This is a genomic window from Desulfosporosinus hippei DSM 8344, from assembly GCF_900100785.1.
GTDB lineage: Bacteria > Bacillota > Desulfitobacteriia > Desulfitobacteriales > Desulfitobacteriaceae > Desulfosporosinus > Desulfosporosinus hippei.
In genome coordinates, this window is the sequence record NZ_FNCP01000016.1 from 1 (window position 1) to 16,714 (window position 16,714).

Below are 16,714 nucleotides of genomic sequence, written 5' to 3' on the forward strand. Positions count from 1 at the left end.
TACTGGCGATGTTGGATCAACAGGTGCAACTGGGGCCACTGGTGAGGTTGGTGCAACCGGATCAACAGGGGCTACCGGCGATGTTGGATCAACAGGTGCAACTGGGGCCACAGGCGAGGTTGGATCAACAGGTGCAACTGGGGCCGCTGGTGAGGTTGGGGCAACCGGAGCAACTGGAGTTACTGGCGATGTTGGATCAACAGGTGCTACCGGAGCCACTGGCGAGGTTGGATCAACAGGTGCAACTGGAGCTACTGGCGATGTTGGATCAACGGGTGCAACTGGAGCCACAGGCGAGGTTGGGGCTACTGGAACAACTGGGGCCACTGGCGATGTTGGCGCTACTGGCGCAACCGGAGCTACTGGTGATGTTGGCGCTACAGGATCAACTGGAGTCACAGGGGATGTTGGGGCTACTGGAACAACTGGGGCCACTGGCGATGTTGGCGCTACTGGAACAACTGGGGCCACTGGCGATGTTGGGGCGACAGGTGCAACCGGAGCTACTGGTGATGTTGGATCAACAGGTGCAACTGGGGCCACTGGCGATGTTGGGGCTACTGGAACTACTGGGGCCACGGGCGATGTTGGGGCGACTGGCACAACTGGAGCCACTGGTGATGCTGGCGCTACAGGTGCAACTGGAGCTACTGGTGATGTTGGTACAACAGGTGCAACTGGGATCACAGGGGATATTGGTTCAACAGGGGCAACTGGGGCTACAGGGACACCACAATTAGCGTTTAGTAATAATACTGGTCCTATTAGTGTCTTTCCGCCGTTAAACACCGAAGTTCCTGTGGCGAGTGTCACGCAAAGTGTTATAACAAACCAACGACTCAAAATTGACTATGCCTTAGGAATAGATTTTGTAGTAACGTCAAACTGGGCATTTGTGTTTGAAACAAGATTGTATAGAGATGCAACATTAATTAGCACCAGAACTAGTAATAGATCTGGGCAAACTGCTGGAACTCAAAGATTTCCTATATCAAGCACCTATGTGGATACTGCACCCGCTACTAGTGCTAGCTCAACCTACAGTCTTAGAGTCATCGTAACGGCTGCTACTAATGTTACTTCAGCAGCTACGGGTAATAGTATTAATATAAACATCATCACATTCACGTAAAAAACCCATTAGTCTTTGATTCAAATGCGACCCTAAAGGGTCGCATTTGTGCTATGCAGCGTGACAAATTCAAAGGAAGGATATGACATTTGCTTGTCGAAATGATCTGATAATAAGGAGAATGGAGGAGGTTGTCATGAAAATAGAAACCATCCGAGGATTAAACGGTTACGATATCCCGTGCGTGTACAATTTAAGTGGTGGGGAGAGGCGGATCGTTATCATTAGCCATGGACTCGGCAGCAGCAAGGAAAGTCCGACGGCTAAGTCTATAGCGTCAGCGCTGTCGGAATACAGCATTGGAACTTTCAACTTTGATTTTCCAGCCCATGGCGACAGTCCTGTGGACGGCCAGATGCTTAGGATACCCAACTGTCTGAACGACCTTTCTGCGGTGGAAGCCCATGTGCGTGAGCTCTGTCCCGAGGCGGATATCGCCTACTTCTCGTCCAGCTTCGGAGCGTACATCAATCTGATCTATCTGGCTACGCGGACCCCTGCGGGCAAGAAATCTTTCTTACGCTGTGCAGCAGTGGATATGCCGGGGCTGTTTAGAAACAGTACTTCCCCGGAGCAGTATACTCTGCTAAAGGAGCAAGGCTACATTATGCCGGATTTTGAGTACCTTCGCCCTCTAAAGATCACCCGGGAATTCTATGACGATCTAGAGATGCATGATGTGTTCAAACTCTGTCGGCCGGATATGGCGGTGATCGGTATGATCCATGGTGACGCCGACGAGACCGCCTCGGTGGTGGACGCGCGGCGCTTTGCACAGCAGTTCGGAGCAAGGTTAACTGAAGTCAAAGGTGCAGATCACCGGATTATGACTCCGAGCGGATTGAAGCAGGTCATTGAGACTGCAGTACGGTTTTTTACCGTAAATGAAGGCTAAGGCTATCAGATTTTTCTGAACCATCCAGTAAGATCAACGGCAACGCGGGGAGAAGAATATGAAATTCAGTTTTAGCATTGAATGAAGGTGTTTGCCTGCATATTCATCATCAAAAATTTGAATCCCTACCCCTGCACCCAGGCATCCTGCTCATACCCTCGTTGACCCCAATAGCCAATATGATCTTCTTCAATTAACTCAATCCGATTCAGCCATTTGACAGAGGGCCAGACAAGGGATGTCTATTTGTTAATCATATAGAATTGAATATACGTTCTTCGTGCAATATTTTTCCTGATAATTTGTCTGTTTTCCCATAAAGGCCTGAAGCGAACGGACACGACGGTTTTTTCCCACTACCCCTGCCCTTGACACCCTGACACTTGACACCAAGAGAATAGATGCCATAAATTCGCCGAATACCTTGATGTGCAAGGGATTCGGCGATTTGTTTACGATATCAATTTTCCCATTTCAGTTATTGAGCTTTGAAATGAAGTTCCTCTAATTAAACACACCTTCGCTTTGTTTTTCTCAAATTCAGACATAACTTTATAATACAAGGCGTGTGAAATATAGTCGATATTGATAAACACCAATTCTTGGTTGTCCAAGAATTTAAAATCTCTGTGGATACTGTCAGAATTTAGATAAGTAAAGTGGGGAAGAATATCCTTAAGTTTTTTGATCCAGTTTGGATGTCCTCCAATGACTGAGCATTTTTTCTGGGCAAGTAACTCCAAGGATTTCTGAAATAAGTCTGGTTCATCTTCTAGAAGAATAGAAACATTTTGCTGCTGATTAAAGATGAATTCACGCAAAACGATAAGTTCTTTTTTATTTGACTCGACATTTTCCAGTTCTTGTTTTAACCTTGTTGCTTTACGTTCCCATCTGGAGGACTCGTTTTGCAACAGCTCCACTTTAGCTTTCAACTGCTCGATCTCAGAAGTATATTTAATTTTTTCGTTGATGAGCAAACGTTTTTGTTCGTCAATTTGTTTTTTTATTTTTATAGTATCTAGATAGTTTTCTTCTCTTACATTTGCCAGATATACTTGACGAGTATTTTGGTATTCCTTAATCAAAGCAAATATATAAAGTGCAGCAATTAAATAGATATCTCGTTCGGCTTCTGAGAGAGCATTTTCTTCTTTGCACAAATAGTACATAGCAAATATTTGATTTAATTCCTCTTCTGTAATGGATGACTGAGATACGAGTGCTCTGTCAGATACCCCTAAAGAATTAAAGAGCTTTGCGAAAACATCAATATATTTAGATAACCCTTGCCTTACTAGAAATGGTCTTACTTTATTAAAGTCGTTTAGAATTTCAGCTGATAAGCCAGGTAATTGATTACCTTCTTTAAGATCGATATCACAAAAAATTAAATCCAGATTAGACTTGAAATGCTTATTATTAAGACAGAACAAGGGGGAGAGTCCCTTAATGCTTTCTTGATACTTATCGGCTATGCTTTCAAGAAAATTATCGCCTAGATCCATGTAATATGCGTCATCAATATCCATGCGAATATTATCCTCTAAAACATCTAACTGGCAGGTTTTACCTGTAGCAAAACAAAGCCACATAATAACAGAATACATATCAGTTAATTCTTGAACAGTGTAAGAATCTAGCTCTTTTATATCGCTTTTAAAAATAGTAGGAAAGGATAAAGGAAGGAAAACCTCTTTAGTTCTATTACAGTAATTTAAAACTCTTTTAAATCCGAGTTCTATAAACATCTCGATTAGTCTGAAGTTATTTTTCTCAAGACACCAACTATAGATTTGAGCGAGTTTTAAAATGCGTTCAGTTTGGGCAGAGGGGTACGTATAAATGAGTTTACTCTTACAGATGTTCAACATATCTAGCGCTTCATAATACTCCAGCTTATTTTCGGCATAAACCTCATCAATTTTTTTATGCAACGATTGCTTATTACCTAAAGCAATAAGTAGTTTTAACGTGAGTATTTTGACCATCGTTGAATTATTATAAAGTGCTTTCAATTCCATCGTTTAGTCATCCTCTTCTTTCGGCGTTGTTAAGGGAGAGGCGGAATTCATGAAGGGAGAGCCGTTTCCTGGGCTCAAAGTCATGACCATTCAAGATGGAAACGGTGATTCTGAATAGGGAAAGAGGGATGGTATGGGTGATTAGTCGCCTCAAAACTGCCGGATTTTCAAACTCGTGGATGAGATGAGATGGGATGGGATGATCGCACAATAGAGCAAAACCTACCTGATAAGCAGGCTATTGAGGACACTTATAATCATTGAATCCCTATCTCTGCACCCAGGCATCCTGTTCATACCCTCGTTGACCCCAATAGCCAATATGATCATCAGCAATTAACTCAATCCGATTCAGCCATTTGACAGATTTATAAGCATACATCTGAGGAACTATTAATCTAACCGGACCACCCAGGTCCTTAGGAATAGGTTGGCCATCGTGCAGCACCGCTACTATGATGTCGTCCATATCAGCTTGCTGCAAAGTGAGTGAGTCCGTGTACACGCCATCCCCGGAGTAGAGCTTGACCACTCTCGCCTCTGCCTTAACTTCAGCTTTCTCCAGTAGTTCTTTAAGAGGGATGCCTTCCCAGGTATTGTTATATACCGACCAGCCTGTAACGCAATGAAAATTGCTGACTTGCACAGAACGCTTGAGGGCGACAAACTCCTCCCAATTCCAGGTTATTGGTTTTTCTACCAATCCATTAATTGTAAAAGACCAGTTATCATTGGTAAAGTAGGGAAGCCTGGTGACTGAATAGCTGCGAAAGGAACCACTGGCTCCTCCGCCAACCGGTGGAGCTGAATTTGCTGATGGTTGGGGAGCCGGCAGAAGCTGGTTAGCTGCCTCTTTATTTACCGCCTGGAACTCTGGCCCTGACCCGAGGTCACTGATCCACTTGATCAGAGCAGGGGCAACTGAAATGGCCAGGCCAGCACCGATGATGGTGCGAAGGAAGTCCTTACGGGTGTAGAAGCGTCCGTAACCCTGGCTTTGATGCCGCCGGAGGTCTTTAAGCCGGCCGAGCTTTGTTAAAGAATGATATAGGATCAAGGGAAGACCAATCCAAACAAACACATCATGAACCAGCAGGGCTGCATTGGAAACCCCAGGCCCCATGGCTTGAAACTGCCACAAAAGAACCCCCGAGATGAACAAGCCCATAACTAACAATAGAACAACAATAATATGCAAACGCTGCCATGGCTTACCCTTAAGCAACTGCCAGTGTCTGGCTGCTGACCCCGAGTAAGCTAGCACCGGAAGGATTGAGACCAAACCAATCATGATGTGCAGCCACTTGATCCAGATCTTAGCTTCCCCCAGCAACTCTTTCCAGGAACTGCTGAATAGCAAGAGTCCGGAAAATACCAACAATGCTACGAGCAAGGCGTTCCAATAATGGAGTATAGCCAGCCTTTTAGCGAAACCATTGTCCTTTTCTTGACGCCCGTTAGCCATTCATCTAATCCCTCCTCTCGCAATTAGTCCCCTTTGGGCAACGTGAACCAAAAGCAGCTTCCGCCTTCCGGTCGATTGATCACTCCGATTTCTCCGCCTTGCTGTAGAACCAGGGATTTTGCAATTGCCAGCCCCAACCCCGATCCACCCTGTGAACGGCTGCGAGAAGGATCAAGCCTGTAAAATCGTTCAAATATCTGTTCTTTTGCTTGGTCAGGAACCCCTTTTCCTTGGTCAGTAACACTAACCCGAACAAAACCCTTTGCTACATCATCTACTTCGATGCCGATAATTCCATTTCTGGGAGAATGCCGGATGGCATTCTCTAACAGATTCTGGATAATTCGTTGAACCTGTTGCGGAACCATCTGACAGCGCAGAAATTGTTCAGGTAACTTCACCTGGAGGTCAAGGGCCTTGTCCTCCAGCAGCTTGGCAAAGCGGGGAAGCAGTTCTATCAGCACATCATCTAAAAGTGCTGACACAGCTTCCTGAGATCGTTCCTCAGCATCCAGTGTAGACAACTCAAAAAGATCCTGAATCAAAGTGCCCAGTCTCAGTGATTCGCTTCGGATGGTTGCCAGATAGCGCCGGAAGGTTTCCTCATCCTCTACTATTCCATCCTCTAATGCTTCCACATACGACTGCACAGAGGCCAAGGGGGTCCGCAAATCATGGGCCAAATTAGCCACTAATTCCCGCCTTGACTTTTCCGAGGCTTTCACTTGGCGAAAACTCTCTTCCAGCTTAGTCCCCATAAGATTAAATTGCTCAGCCAATACTTTCAGTTCAACCGGACCGACCACGGGCACCCGGGTGCGCAATGCTCCCGAAGCGAATTCAGCGGTTGCAGTCCCAATTCTCAGAACTGCACTGACCACCGGGCGCATAACAAAGAAATGCAACCCTGCCGAAACACACCCCGCAGCGATAGCTGCAATGGAAAGCATAAGTAACTGCTGAGAGGACAGCAACATGTAACTATAAAAGATTAACAGCACCGAAATGATTGCCGCGATGCTGATCAAGTTGGCAAGTATCAGATAATTATTTAGTTTCATGAGGGTTCTTTCCCATCCAGTTTATATCCGATACCCCAAACTGTTTTAATCCAGCGGGGTTGAGACGGATCCAGCTCAATCTTTTCTCTCAATCGTCTGACCAGCACAGTTACAGTGGTTGTATCTCCATTATAATCTGTATGCCAAATTCGTTTTAACAATTGGCTGCGGGAAAAGACTTGCCCGGAATGACATGCCAACAAGAAGAGAAGATCAAACTCCTTGGCAGTCAAATCCACCTCAGAGCCTGCTGCCTTAACTCTCCGCTGGGATGGAAAAATGGATAGACCATCGAAATGCAGGGCCTCCTGCGCCTCTTCCGATGCCAAGCCTTTGTGAGGGCTTTGGGCCAGCGACACCCGCCGCAAAATATTTTTGACCCGCAGCACCAGTTCACGCGGACTGAAGGGCTTCGTCATATAATCATCCGCGCCCATACTTAGTCCAAGCAGACGATCTGGTTCCTCTCCCCGTGCGGTCAGCAGGATGACGGGTGTCTCTCCGGCCTCCCGCACCTTTTCACATACCTCCCAGCCATCGATACCGGGCATCATAAGATCGAGCACCAACAGATCAGGAGATTGTTCCATCCAAAGCCGTAAAGCTTCTTCTCCGTCATGTGCCACCCAGACCACATAACCTTCTCGTTCTAAGTAACGACGGCATACATCGGTTATATTCTGTTCATCATCGGCAACCAGAATGCACGCAGTCATTGGTTTTCCTCCCTTGACCATTTCTGTGTCTAAATGCAGTGTAAAATGTTCTTAAGCCTTTATTATACTGTTAGTTATTAAATCATGGCAACTGGAGAAAAAAACTCACATCTGTAACTTTCTACATCTTATCAGTTGTCATGCCATCCTCCATAGGATCTTTGCTATCGTTCATTGCATCTTTGTCTTCCATCATGGTATCTTTCCCGTCGTTCATTGCATCTTTGTCTTCCATCATGGTATCTTTCCCGTCGTTCATTGCATCCTTGTCTTCCATCATGGTATCTTTCCCGTCATTCATTGCATTCTTATCATCCATCATGGTGTTTTGATCCTGCTTCATTTCCGTATTCTGTACGGTGCCTTCGTTTTCCATTGTTTGCTTGTCGCTTCCACACCCGGTTAGCGGGAATGCCAAGGCGGCTGCCAAAATAATTTTTGCTACAAGTTTTTTCATTAAATTTTCCTCCTCTGAGTTTCTTGACTACCTGCACAGTTTAACAGAGAAGGATTACTGTTCGAGAACGGCTTCCTCACAAAAACCTTAACTTAATATTACAAAAGTGTATCATTCTCTGCTAATATAAATTTTCAATCAAAATATGGATATAGCTAAACTCCATAATTACTCAGTCACGTCATAAGGAAACCAAATAATTCCATCGTTTATACGCTTAATAGTATAAGGTTATCTAGAAACTCCCAATAATAAAGGACATAAGAAAGAATAGCAATTGGTATCCTTTCTTATGTCCTTTTGCTAAATGTGTCACTAGCTCTGTTATTGTTCGGTGAACCGGTTGGAGATGCGAGGAGTAAAATATAATAATCTGTCAGGCCCTTTAGAAAATGGATCCGGCAAAAGCAATTATTTAGAGCCACCGGAATGCTTTCCACGATATTCAGAGGGGGTAAGGCCCTCGGATTTTTTGAAAATCGCCGAGAAGTAGCTGCTGGAATTAAAACCGGTGGCAATTGCAATTTGATCTATTGTCTCAGCAGACCGGCGCAATTGGTGTTTGGCCTTTTTCAGACGGACTTGGGTCAGATAATCCGTAAAACCGACGCCGGTGTTCTTGTTAAAAATCCTACTCAGATAAGCCGGACTGAGATGGACATGTTTCGCAACCATGTTGAGGGAGATATTCTCAGCATAGTTATCGTCAATGTACTCCATGGCTTTGCGGATGAGAGTTAACCCTTGGTTATGCTGTTGAATGGCTGAACCTAATAATCTAATGCACTTTTCCAACATTCCATCCCCCCAAGCCTCTAGAGTCGCATGAGAGGTGATATGGGATAAGTTCTGCACGAGATCATGCTCTGTAGAAGTCACCTCCCTAGGATCAGCACCTGCCGATAAGGTAGACTGAAGGACGATGACCATAAGCCGCAAACCGAAGGAATAAAGTAAGGCTGTGGAGGGAAGAGGTTCAACTTCAGCTAGCTGGGCAAAAATCAGGGCTAATTGCCGCTTTCCTTCGCTAAGATCACCGGCTTTAACGAGTTCCTCTAGTTTTGTAAAGTCCATGGCCGGACCGGGCTGAAATTTTTGGCGGGAAAGCCTGTTTAGAGCCTGTCTTACAGCCTCAACGAGTAGTTGAGGCTGAATTGGCTTAAGTAAATAGTCTGTGGCTTGGGCTTTAATAGCTTTTTGAGAATAGGAAAATTTTCCGTAGGCGGTTAAGATGATCACCTCGGTAGAGGGGTAAAAGGACTTTATTTGTTTAGTGGCTTCAATCCCGTCAATTCCGGGCATTTTGATATCCATAATGACCAGATCAGGTTGAAGGAGATGGACTTTTTCTAAAGCATCTCGTCCATTGACAGCCTCATGGATTGTTGCAATAGGCAGGTCAGAATTTTGTAAAGTTAACCACAAAATCTTGCGCTCTAATTCCTCATCATCAACCAGCAATACTTTATACATCCTCTTATCATCCTCAAAAAATTTATAACCCTGGTGTTTAAGACAATTATACTTTTTTTCTTTAGCAATGAATACGTTTAGAATTATAAGATCTTTATATAAAAGGTAAAAATTTTGATAAAGTTATGCGAACAATCTGACAATATTTTTTTGTTTTTGAGCAACGATTTGATCTGGTAGGCAAACCTAATTATGAGATGATAAGAGCATAAACAGCCACCAGTTGAAAGGAGCGCAAATGCAAATGATTATCGGGGTACCAAAAGAAATCAAGAACAATGAAAACCGTGTAGCTCTGACTCCCGCAGGTGTTGTAGCCTTGGGCAAAGCCGGTCATCAAGTAGTCGTTGAAACGAAGGCGGGTGTTGGCAGCGGGATAAGGGATGAAGAATACATAGCTGCCGGTGCCGATATCCTGGCAACTCCGGCAGAGGTATATGCCCGTGCCGACATGATTATCAAAGTTAAAGAACCTTTGGCTTCAGAATATGAACTGTTCAAAGATGGTCAACTATTGTTTACTTATTTGCATCTTGCTCCTGAACCGGCCTTGACAGCAGCCTTACTCAAAAAAAATGTCGTTGGAATTGCCTATGAAACGGTTCAGCCTGCTGACGGTGGCTTGCCTCTCTTGATCCCCATGAGTGAGGTAGCAGGGCGAATGTCAATTCAAATTGGTGCGCAATTCTTAGAAAAACAGTATGGTGGTGCGGGAATACTCTTAGGTGGAGTACCGGGAGTTTCCCCTGCTAAAGTTACCATCGTTGGTGGTGGTATCGTTGGTATCAACGCTGCCAAAATGGCTATTGGTTTCGGCGCGGAGGTAACCATCCTGGATGTCAGTAATAGCCGACTCCGCTATCTGGATGATATCTTTGGTTCACGGATCAAAACCTTGATGTCTAACAGCTATAATATTCAACAGGCAGTAGAACAAGCGGATCTCTTGGTTGGAGCTGTTCTAATCCCCGGTGCTAAAGCTCCTAAACTCGTAACCGAGGAAATGGTTCGAGGAATGAAACCTGGGTCAGTGATTGTTGATGTGGCCATTGATCAAGGGGGAAGCGTGGAAACCATTGATCATGTGACGACCCATGCGGAGCCAACCTATGAAAAGTATGGAGTAATACACTATAGTGTGGCTAACATGCCCGGTGCCGTGGCTCGTACGTCTACCTTTGCTTTGACCAATGCCACACTGCCCTATGCCCTTAAATTGGCCAATCTGGGGTACGCGGAGGCTATCAGAACGGATCTCGCTTTAGCCCGCGGTGTTAATGTTATCCACGGCAAACTTACTTATAAAGCAGTTGCCGAAGCCCTCAATCGTGAGTACACACCGTTAGGTGACGTAACCGATGTTCCCTTGGGTTTTTGAGGCAATTAAGAATTAAAGCCAAGATTTGATATGCTCCCCTTGTGGTCAATGTCATTAAGTTAAGGCCTGAAAAACACAACCATCCAGATTAAGATGGTTGTGTTTTTCTTATACATATAGGTGGGCATATAATCACGTTATGTGGGCCTTTAGTGATAATGGTAATGGTACCAATGGACTGAAAGCGGCTGCTGGGGCTTTAGGTCAAGGTTACTACTCCGGTTACAACGGAGGAACAATAACCTTTTGCGGTGGATCTTACACCTTAACCTCTTCAAGCGGTGCTCGTATTTGGGCAACGAGTAAGTATGGTAGTCCAGCGGGTGCTGATATTATTAGTACGTTCAACACCAATTCAAATTTACAAGCTTTGAATACTATAGTTAAAACTAATCCTTTACCAAGATTTTAACTATAGTAAAAAATAATTGGTTCGTGTAAAACTTGGGATTTGGGAAGCGTCGCATCGCTACTTTTTAATTAGTGAGCGAATGCCCCCTTTTGTTTCGGGCAAGAAATTTGTTTATTATTTTTGGGAACTTCAATTGTCGTATTTCCTCACCTAAGGTTTAAAAAATAAGCCTTTTTGGTTAGAATTCCTTAGTTTGACCTTTTAGAGGTTTTTACCAAGTAAAGGGTTCTCTATTCATCGTGAAATATGAAAAAAACAATGTGAATCTGTAGTTCAAGAAGGAATTTGGAGGAAAATGAAGAAATGACCTAATGTGTAACGGTTACCAATTTGTTCCGAGATGATGAGAGTGAATCATTATCATACGATCCTGTTGCTCCTTGGGCATCTGATAGCCTTCAATAGACTCAACCACAGTATCCGCTTTTTCTTCAGGTAGTGTTCTGGGTCAAAGATATCTGTGGAAAATCAAGTAGTCGGTGATGGATGAGGTTGATTTGCCAAACATGTCAGAGACGACAGCATCCAGAGCTACATTGCAAACAGTGAAAGCATTTTGAAAACGATTCTTTTCACTGCTTTTGCAGGACACCAGTTTGTTGCGGTATCGGGTGTACTCACGAAGAATCCGTATTGGTTTTTAAGGAATATAGCTTCCTTGAACTAAGCCAAGACGAAATAACAAAATAGGTCACCAATCCATTTAGAATCCTCCAAGAGATAATAACACCATTCTTCATGACTATTTGTGCCGCCTGCGACTGCGGCGGAATGGAGATTAACATGACTTTTTTAAATAAAAAAAGAGCTATTCTGGCCACTGTGCTGATAATTGGCATAATATCGCTGTCAGGCTGCGGATTCACTTTTGGGCAAGACACAAAAACCAGTCATTCTGATACACCAGTAATGAATAAAATAAGCGAGCCTAAGGAATTGACGAAAACGGATTTGAGCGTTGGTAAGTTGTTCATCGGCCAAACTTCGGAAAGCGTCCGGAAGGAGTTTGGAGAACCGACAATAATGAGTATATTACATGGTAATGGTGCACCTCAATGGGAGTATTCCAGTCAGGGACTTACAGTCGGAGGTGACCCTGTGTTTTTGATTATCGTTACTAATAAAAGCACAGGCACTACTCCGCGTGGAATACAAATTGGGAGCAGCGAGGAAGATGTCCAGCAAGCTTATCCCAATGCTAAAAGGGTGCAATACAATACACAGCTATTCGTTGAATCGGAGGATAAACAATACACTATGGCCTTCTTCTTTTCGGAAGGTACCGTGACGGACATCATTCTGACCAATGAAATGCCTTAATTAAGCGCAAACGCATGCTCAGGCCACATTCATAGGCACGCGAACTTAAAGTACAAGTATGGGAATAGGCACTTTTGGTGTAGAGTATATTACATGGGTACAAGGAGGGAACAAAAAGGCGATAGAACAGCATATCCGCAAACAATTACAACAGGATATCGCGGCAGATCAGTTAATCATCAAAGAGTTTGTTGACCCATTTAAAGGTGAGTAAGTAGAAAAGAGCAAGAAAAATAGTCTCACAGACCCCTTTAGAGCTAGTTCGGGGCGGAGTGTGGTTGGCGGAACTTTCAGCCTTTAGTCTAGCCTGTACCCAACCCCTATAGGGCTAGAGCAAACCACCCGTTGACCGGGTGGAAATGATTAATTTAATCAGGATTTTGGGTTGTGGATCTTCACCCTTCCTGCAGGGGAATACGAAGGCGAACCGTAGTTAACCCTTGTTCAGGCAGCAACCTGACACCATACCCTGGGCCAAATTGCAACTGCAAGCGTTTATGGACATTGCGCAGGCCTATCCCGGCCTGAAGAGGGTGTTCCTGACTTAAATCGAGAGTGGAGTAGTGCTGGGGAATACCAACCCCATCGTCAATCACAGAAATCTCTACATCGTTATTCACCTTTTTAGCCACAATTCGGAGGTGACCCAGACCTTCTTTAGGTTCTAAGCCATGGATACAGGCATTTTCAACCAGAGGCTGCAGGCTTAAGAATGGAATCGGTAAATCAAGGAGGTCTTCCGGTACTTGAATGGTTACCTCCAAACGATCTCCAAAGCGATTTTTTTGAATCAACAGATAACTCTCTACATAATGCAGTTCCTTCCGTAAGGGAACCAGTTCCTCCGGGTGATCAAGATTATGCCTCAGTAAATTAGAAAGGGCAAAAAGGGTATTTAACCCTTTGGTATTATCACCAAGGGTGACTAAACTGATGATAGTATTAAGGGTGTTGAATAAGAAGTGGGGTTTGATTTGAGCTTGGAGGTTTTTCAGCTCTGCTCTATGTAAAGTATGCTCCAACTCGACAATAATCCGGGCATCCTCAGCTGCTTTAAGCTTTTCTTTGCTTAAGGCTTCTTGACGATTGGCGCGATAGATCAGCTCAACAATATAACTTACGACAAATTGGATCAGGCCGCCGGCTGCCTGGCATTTTTCCATATTGATAACCTGGATTTCTTGAAAGGTTTTACTGAGATCTTGGGGATCCAGTCCTAAGTCGGCAGTTGCGGCAAGCATATCCTCAATATCTTTTGCTCCGGGCTTTTCCAGGAGCATCTGACCGCAGGTTATGGAACCGTAGAACTGACCATCAACGATGATAGGTACCGCCATTAAGATCACGCCGGCATGGCATTTGCCTATGCTGGAGTTACCTAGCTTTAGGGTATTAAAACCTAATTCGGCATTGGAATTAATACAACGCTTCAGGCCAACTTCTTGGGAACGTATACTCCGGCAAAATCCATAGAAATAATCATGCTGAACCACGGGAAACCCCAGGGCATCATTGATATCGATGGTGATGTCTGTAGCCTTAGTGAAGGTTTCAATGATTCGAACCAGCTTGTCTTCTTCAATTAGATGGAATAGACTCTTTGGTTTAAGATCCATACAGCCTTACAATCCTCTCATTATCCTTATCCTAAATTATGCAAAATATTGGTATATCCCTGATTTTAGCGGGAGTCATCCATCTAAAACTAGGTAGAATATCTTGTTCTGATTATAGACGTAAATCCTTATCTTTGGCTAGGATAATTTCTTGGGATAAGCTCTGTCCAAATTCCGACAGGTATTTGTATTAGCATATACGCTAAATGAGGATAACAAATATGAACGAACCTGACTTTATCAATATCCTAATAAAATCAAGGTTGGAATATTAGCTGACTTGGACATTGATTTAGGTCTGGTATTTTTGAAGGATTAGTTGGAGTTCCTTTATTGAAAATGAATATATAAAGCTGGGAGGTGTAAAATCGCCCCAGGGCCATGCCTGTCCGAGAAACGAATGCGCATTCGTTTCTCGGACAGGCATGTTTATAGGATATTTACCTTATGCCATAAGTACTGAGATGTACATGTTTCGTCACCATGTTGAAGGAGATATTGTCCCAAATAAAACCTTTAGAGTATGAACAATAACATAGAATTATAAACAAATTTTTGTAACCTTTTATCTCTTAAAATCCTCTATATGATGTAAAGCTTAGATGTCATTGATAGCGTAAGTCTTAAGAATGGAGGAAAGCGGTTTTTCCAAAGATTTTAACGAAGATTCAGGTAGGTCAACTAAATTGTTCCTATTGGGATAGTAGTTGAAGTTCAATACTATTGGTAAAAGAAGGATTTAGTTAGCTATATGGAGAAAACTATTTAATATAAAATTATTAGTGATGAAGGAGAATAATCATTATGAATTATATGGGACCCAGCATTGGATTAGGCATATTTAGCTTTTTTGGCTTAGTGATCTATCTTGGTTTTTTTGCACTAGTTGTGTATTTGATAATTAGTACTATAAAGGACCGGAAACCTGGACGTGGGAACCGAGGTTTGAGGTTCACAAAGTAGAATCAGATGTAAAGATGTAAAGATGTAACATATTGGAGGTTGATATGGGATTTAAAAAGGGTAAAGTAAGAATCCAGTGGTTGTTAATGGGTATAATTTTTGTTTTACTTCTTGTTGGGTTAATTCACCTTCTATCACCTTTTCCGATAAGAGAATTTAAAGCCGAGAGACCCCCCAATCGATACGAAATATCTATTAATACTGGATTTGAACGTCAGGGTAAAAATCAATGTGCGGCCTTTTCGACTGCTTTCGTTCTAAGAACCTTTGGTCAAAACCTTCAAGGTACAGAGGTTTATGCTAAAATCCCCTATAAGATTCCAATTTCAGGATATGTCTTACCCAAGGGAGTAGTCAGTTATTTTCAGTCTCAGGGATTTAGACCAGCTATTTATAGAGGAGATCTTAATTCATTAAAGACCAGGCTTGTGCAAGGGAATAAGCCAATTATTGTGCTAGTCGGTAATGGATTTTTCTGGCAGCATTACATGACTTTTATGGGCTATGATGATGAAAAAAAAGAGTTGTATTTTTTCGATTCCGGCAGGGATAACGATGAAAATGCTGACCTTACAGGGAATAGGACAATGACAGAGGATTACTTCTTGAAATGGTGGAGCAACGGTTTACCGGTTTTTAATCATGTTTACATAACAGTGGAGTAAAGGTTAGAAAAGAAAGGAGGCCTGCAAAATGGAGAAATTCCCATGTGAATTGATTCATGAATTACCTGAGGCTGATACCGGCAAGAAGTGGCCGGGAAGACTTAAAGTAACAGGTCTCATCGGGCTCATTCTAATCATTTTTGCCAGCCTAGGAATTACTGTTGTAAGCAATAAACTAGGAAGTGAAGTGAAAAAGGATATTTTATCTGCGCAGGATATTAAGCGTACTGCGGAAGGATCGGGTTTGACCTTAACCTCCAATTCCACGGTTAACCCCTCCGACTATAAGATGGGTGAGGCTGAGCCTGATGTTTATAAAATTAAAAATTTCGACGGCATGCTATTCATATATAATTTCTCTTCTATCGGAGACAGGAATACAACCTATGATCAGTGGCAGGAAGCCAACAGGAAAAACAGCAGTGATTCAATTTCAAATATGTTTTCGTCAAAGTGGAACTATAATTTAGCTTATGCCGCAAAAAACACCATCAGCGTTGTTTGTTTAAACCCAATTTTGGGTAAAGAGTATGTGCAGAAGATTTCACCGAGACTAAAGAACTTGGGCAAATGGATTTTTTATAACTTAAATGGAGGTCAACAAATCGTATATCGAGGAGAAGGAGAAAACTGGAAAGGAAAACTCAGAATCAACTACTACAACCACTTTTGGACCGATACTAAAGGAATTATCCACCATGATGGCTGGAAACACCGAAAACCCGTACTGGAGTTTAAAGGGGATACCGGGACTATTCAGGGTGATTTTGGTTATAAATTTGAGTGTTCGGGCAGTAGCTTTAGCGAAACGGGTTCTGATGGGTTTGATGCAAGGAGATTTAGCGAAAGGGATACGGCCTCAAGTTATGGCAGTGAAATACTAGGTTTTGGAGCCATTACTGGGAGCAGTTCGATGCCTTCCAGAGATGAAGTTTATAAGGTTACAGTTCAATGGAATAACACGCAGGAGACTTTTGAGTTGAAAGCTTGTGAGTAACCGAATTTGAAATCAGAGGTATGCTAAAAAACAAAATAATGTTATTGTGAGCGGCCTGTCAATCGAACACGTATAGGATTGACAGGCCGCTCTTCCCATTCACAGGTGACTTGGTGATTCCTGCCATACTGATCGTCAAT

14 protein-coding genes and 2 pseudogenes are annotated in these 16,714 nt (G+C 43.2%); 8 read left to right on the forward strand and 8 right to left on the reverse strand.

What is annotated here, in order from left to right; genetic code table 11:
• Both BLS16_RS13905 and BLS16_RS13910 read left to right on the forward strand, forming a co-directional pair.
• A partial coding sequence (locus tag BLS16_RS13905; protein ID WP_282433748.1) for a hypothetical protein occupies positions 1 to 740 on the forward strand: 740 nt, incomplete at its 5' end.
• Between the two features lie 528 nt (positions 741 to 1,268).
• Positions 1,269 to 2,027, forward strand: a complete 759-nt coding sequence (locus tag BLS16_RS13910) for an alpha/beta hydrolase (RefSeq protein ID WP_092334141.1) — start codon at positions 1,269 to 1,271, stop codon at positions 2,025 to 2,027.
• A gap of 452 nt (positions 2,028 to 2,479) precedes the next feature.
• Here the strand turns inward: BLS16_RS13910 and BLS16_RS13915 are convergent, their stop codons facing one another.
• The 6 genes from BLS16_RS13915 to BLS16_RS13940 all read right to left on the reverse strand — a co-directional run bounded on the left by BLS16_RS13915 (position 2,480) and on the right by BLS16_RS13940 (position 9,223).
• Positions 2,480 to 4,051 carry a hypothetical protein gene (locus BLS16_RS13915; protein ID WP_092334143.1) on the reverse strand — a complete coding sequence of 524 codons (1,572 nt, stop codon included), beginning with the start codon at positions 4,049 to 4,051 and terminating at the stop codon, positions 2,480 to 2,482.
• 268 nt (positions 4,052 to 4,319) lie between these two features.
• Positions 4,320 to 5,516 (reverse strand): molybdopterin-dependent oxidoreductase, encoded by a 1,197-nt coding sequence (locus BLS16_RS13920; protein ID WP_092334145.1) that lies wholly within the window; start codon positions 5,514 to 5,516, stop codon positions 4,320 to 4,322.
• Between the two features lie 23 nt (positions 5,517 to 5,539).
• Positions 5,540 to 6,577 (reverse strand): sensor histidine kinase, encoded by a 1,038-nt coding sequence (locus BLS16_RS13925; protein WP_092334147.1) that lies wholly within the window; start codon positions 6,575 to 6,577, stop codon positions 5,540 to 5,542.
• On the reverse strand, positions 6,574 to 7,293 hold the full coding sequence (locus BLS16_RS13930; protein ID WP_092334149.1) for a response regulator transcription factor: 720 nt from the start codon (positions 7,291 to 7,293) through the stop codon (positions 6,574 to 6,576). The genes BLS16_RS13925 and BLS16_RS13930 overlap by 4 nt, the downstream gene beginning before the upstream one ends.
• 121 nt (positions 7,294 to 7,414) lie before the next feature.
• Positions 7,415 to 7,750, reverse strand: coding sequence for a hypothetical protein (locus tag BLS16_RS13935; protein ID WP_092334151.1), 336 nt, complete (start codon positions 7,748 to 7,750; stop codon positions 7,415 to 7,417).
• 411 nt (positions 7,751 to 8,161) lie between these two features.
• On the reverse strand, positions 8,162 to 9,223 hold the full coding sequence (locus BLS16_RS13940; protein ID WP_092334153.1) for a response regulator transcription factor: 1,062 nt from the start codon (positions 9,221 to 9,223) through the stop codon (positions 8,162 to 8,164).
• A gap of 244 nt (positions 9,224 to 9,467) precedes the next feature.
• Here BLS16_RS13940 and ald point away from each other — a divergent pair, with 244 nt between their 5' ends.
• Complete coding sequence (ald, locus tag BLS16_RS13945) at positions 9,468 to 10,601, forward strand: alanine dehydrogenase (RefSeq protein WP_092334155.1); 1,134 nt, start codon at positions 9,468 to 9,470, stop codon at positions 10,599 to 10,601.
• A 139-nt stretch (positions 10,602 to 10,740) separates the two neighbouring features.
• The gene (locus BLS16_RS13950; RefSeq protein ID WP_092334157.1) at positions 10,741 to 11,013 is read left to right on the forward strand and encodes a hypothetical protein; all 273 of its coding nucleotides are present in this window, start codon (positions 10,741 to 10,743) and stop codon (positions 11,011 to 11,013) included.
• Positions 11,014 to 11,482: 469 nt separating this feature from the next.
• On the opposite strand, the pseudogene BLS16_RS24885 reads toward BLS16_RS13950, so the two are convergent.
• Positions 11,483 to 11,727: pseudogene (locus tag BLS16_RS24885) on the reverse strand (IS110 family RNA-guided transposase); the annotation flags it as partial.
• Between the two features lie 24 nt (positions 11,728 to 11,751).
• On the opposite strand from BLS16_RS24885, the gene BLS16_RS13960 reads away from it, so the two are divergent.
• Together BLS16_RS13960 and BLS16_RS13965 are read left to right on the forward strand one after the other, a co-directional pair.
• Entirely contained in the window at positions 11,752 to 12,333 is a 582-nt protein-coding gene (locus BLS16_RS13960) for a hypothetical protein (protein ID WP_176786173.1), read from the forward strand.
• A gap of 33 nt (positions 12,334 to 12,366) precedes the next feature.
• Positions 12,367 to 12,547: pseudogene (locus BLS16_RS13965) on the forward strand (IS200/IS605 family transposase); the annotation flags it as partial.
• Between the two features lie 181 nt (positions 12,548 to 12,728).
• Here BLS16_RS13965 and BLS16_RS13970 read toward each other — a convergent pair.
• On the reverse strand, positions 12,729 to 13,949 hold the full coding sequence (locus BLS16_RS13970) for a sensor histidine kinase (RefSeq protein ID WP_092334161.1): 1,221 nt from the start codon (positions 13,947 to 13,949) through the stop codon (positions 12,729 to 12,731).
• Positions 13,950 to 14,956: 1,007 nt separating this feature from the next.
• Between BLS16_RS13970 and BLS16_RS13975 the strand changes: the two genes are divergently transcribed.
• Both BLS16_RS13975 and BLS16_RS13980 read left to right on the forward strand, forming a co-directional pair.
• Positions 14,957 to 15,577 (forward strand): C39 family peptidase, encoded by a 621-nt coding sequence (locus BLS16_RS13975; RefSeq protein ID WP_092334163.1) that lies wholly within the window; start codon positions 14,957 to 14,959, stop codon positions 15,575 to 15,577.
• Between the two features lie 28 nt (positions 15,578 to 15,605).
• On the forward strand, positions 15,606 to 16,574 hold the full coding sequence (locus BLS16_RS13980; protein WP_092334165.1) for a hypothetical protein: 969 nt from the start codon (positions 15,606 to 15,608) through the stop codon (positions 16,572 to 16,574).
• Positions 16,575 to 16,714 lie beyond the last annotated feature (140 nt).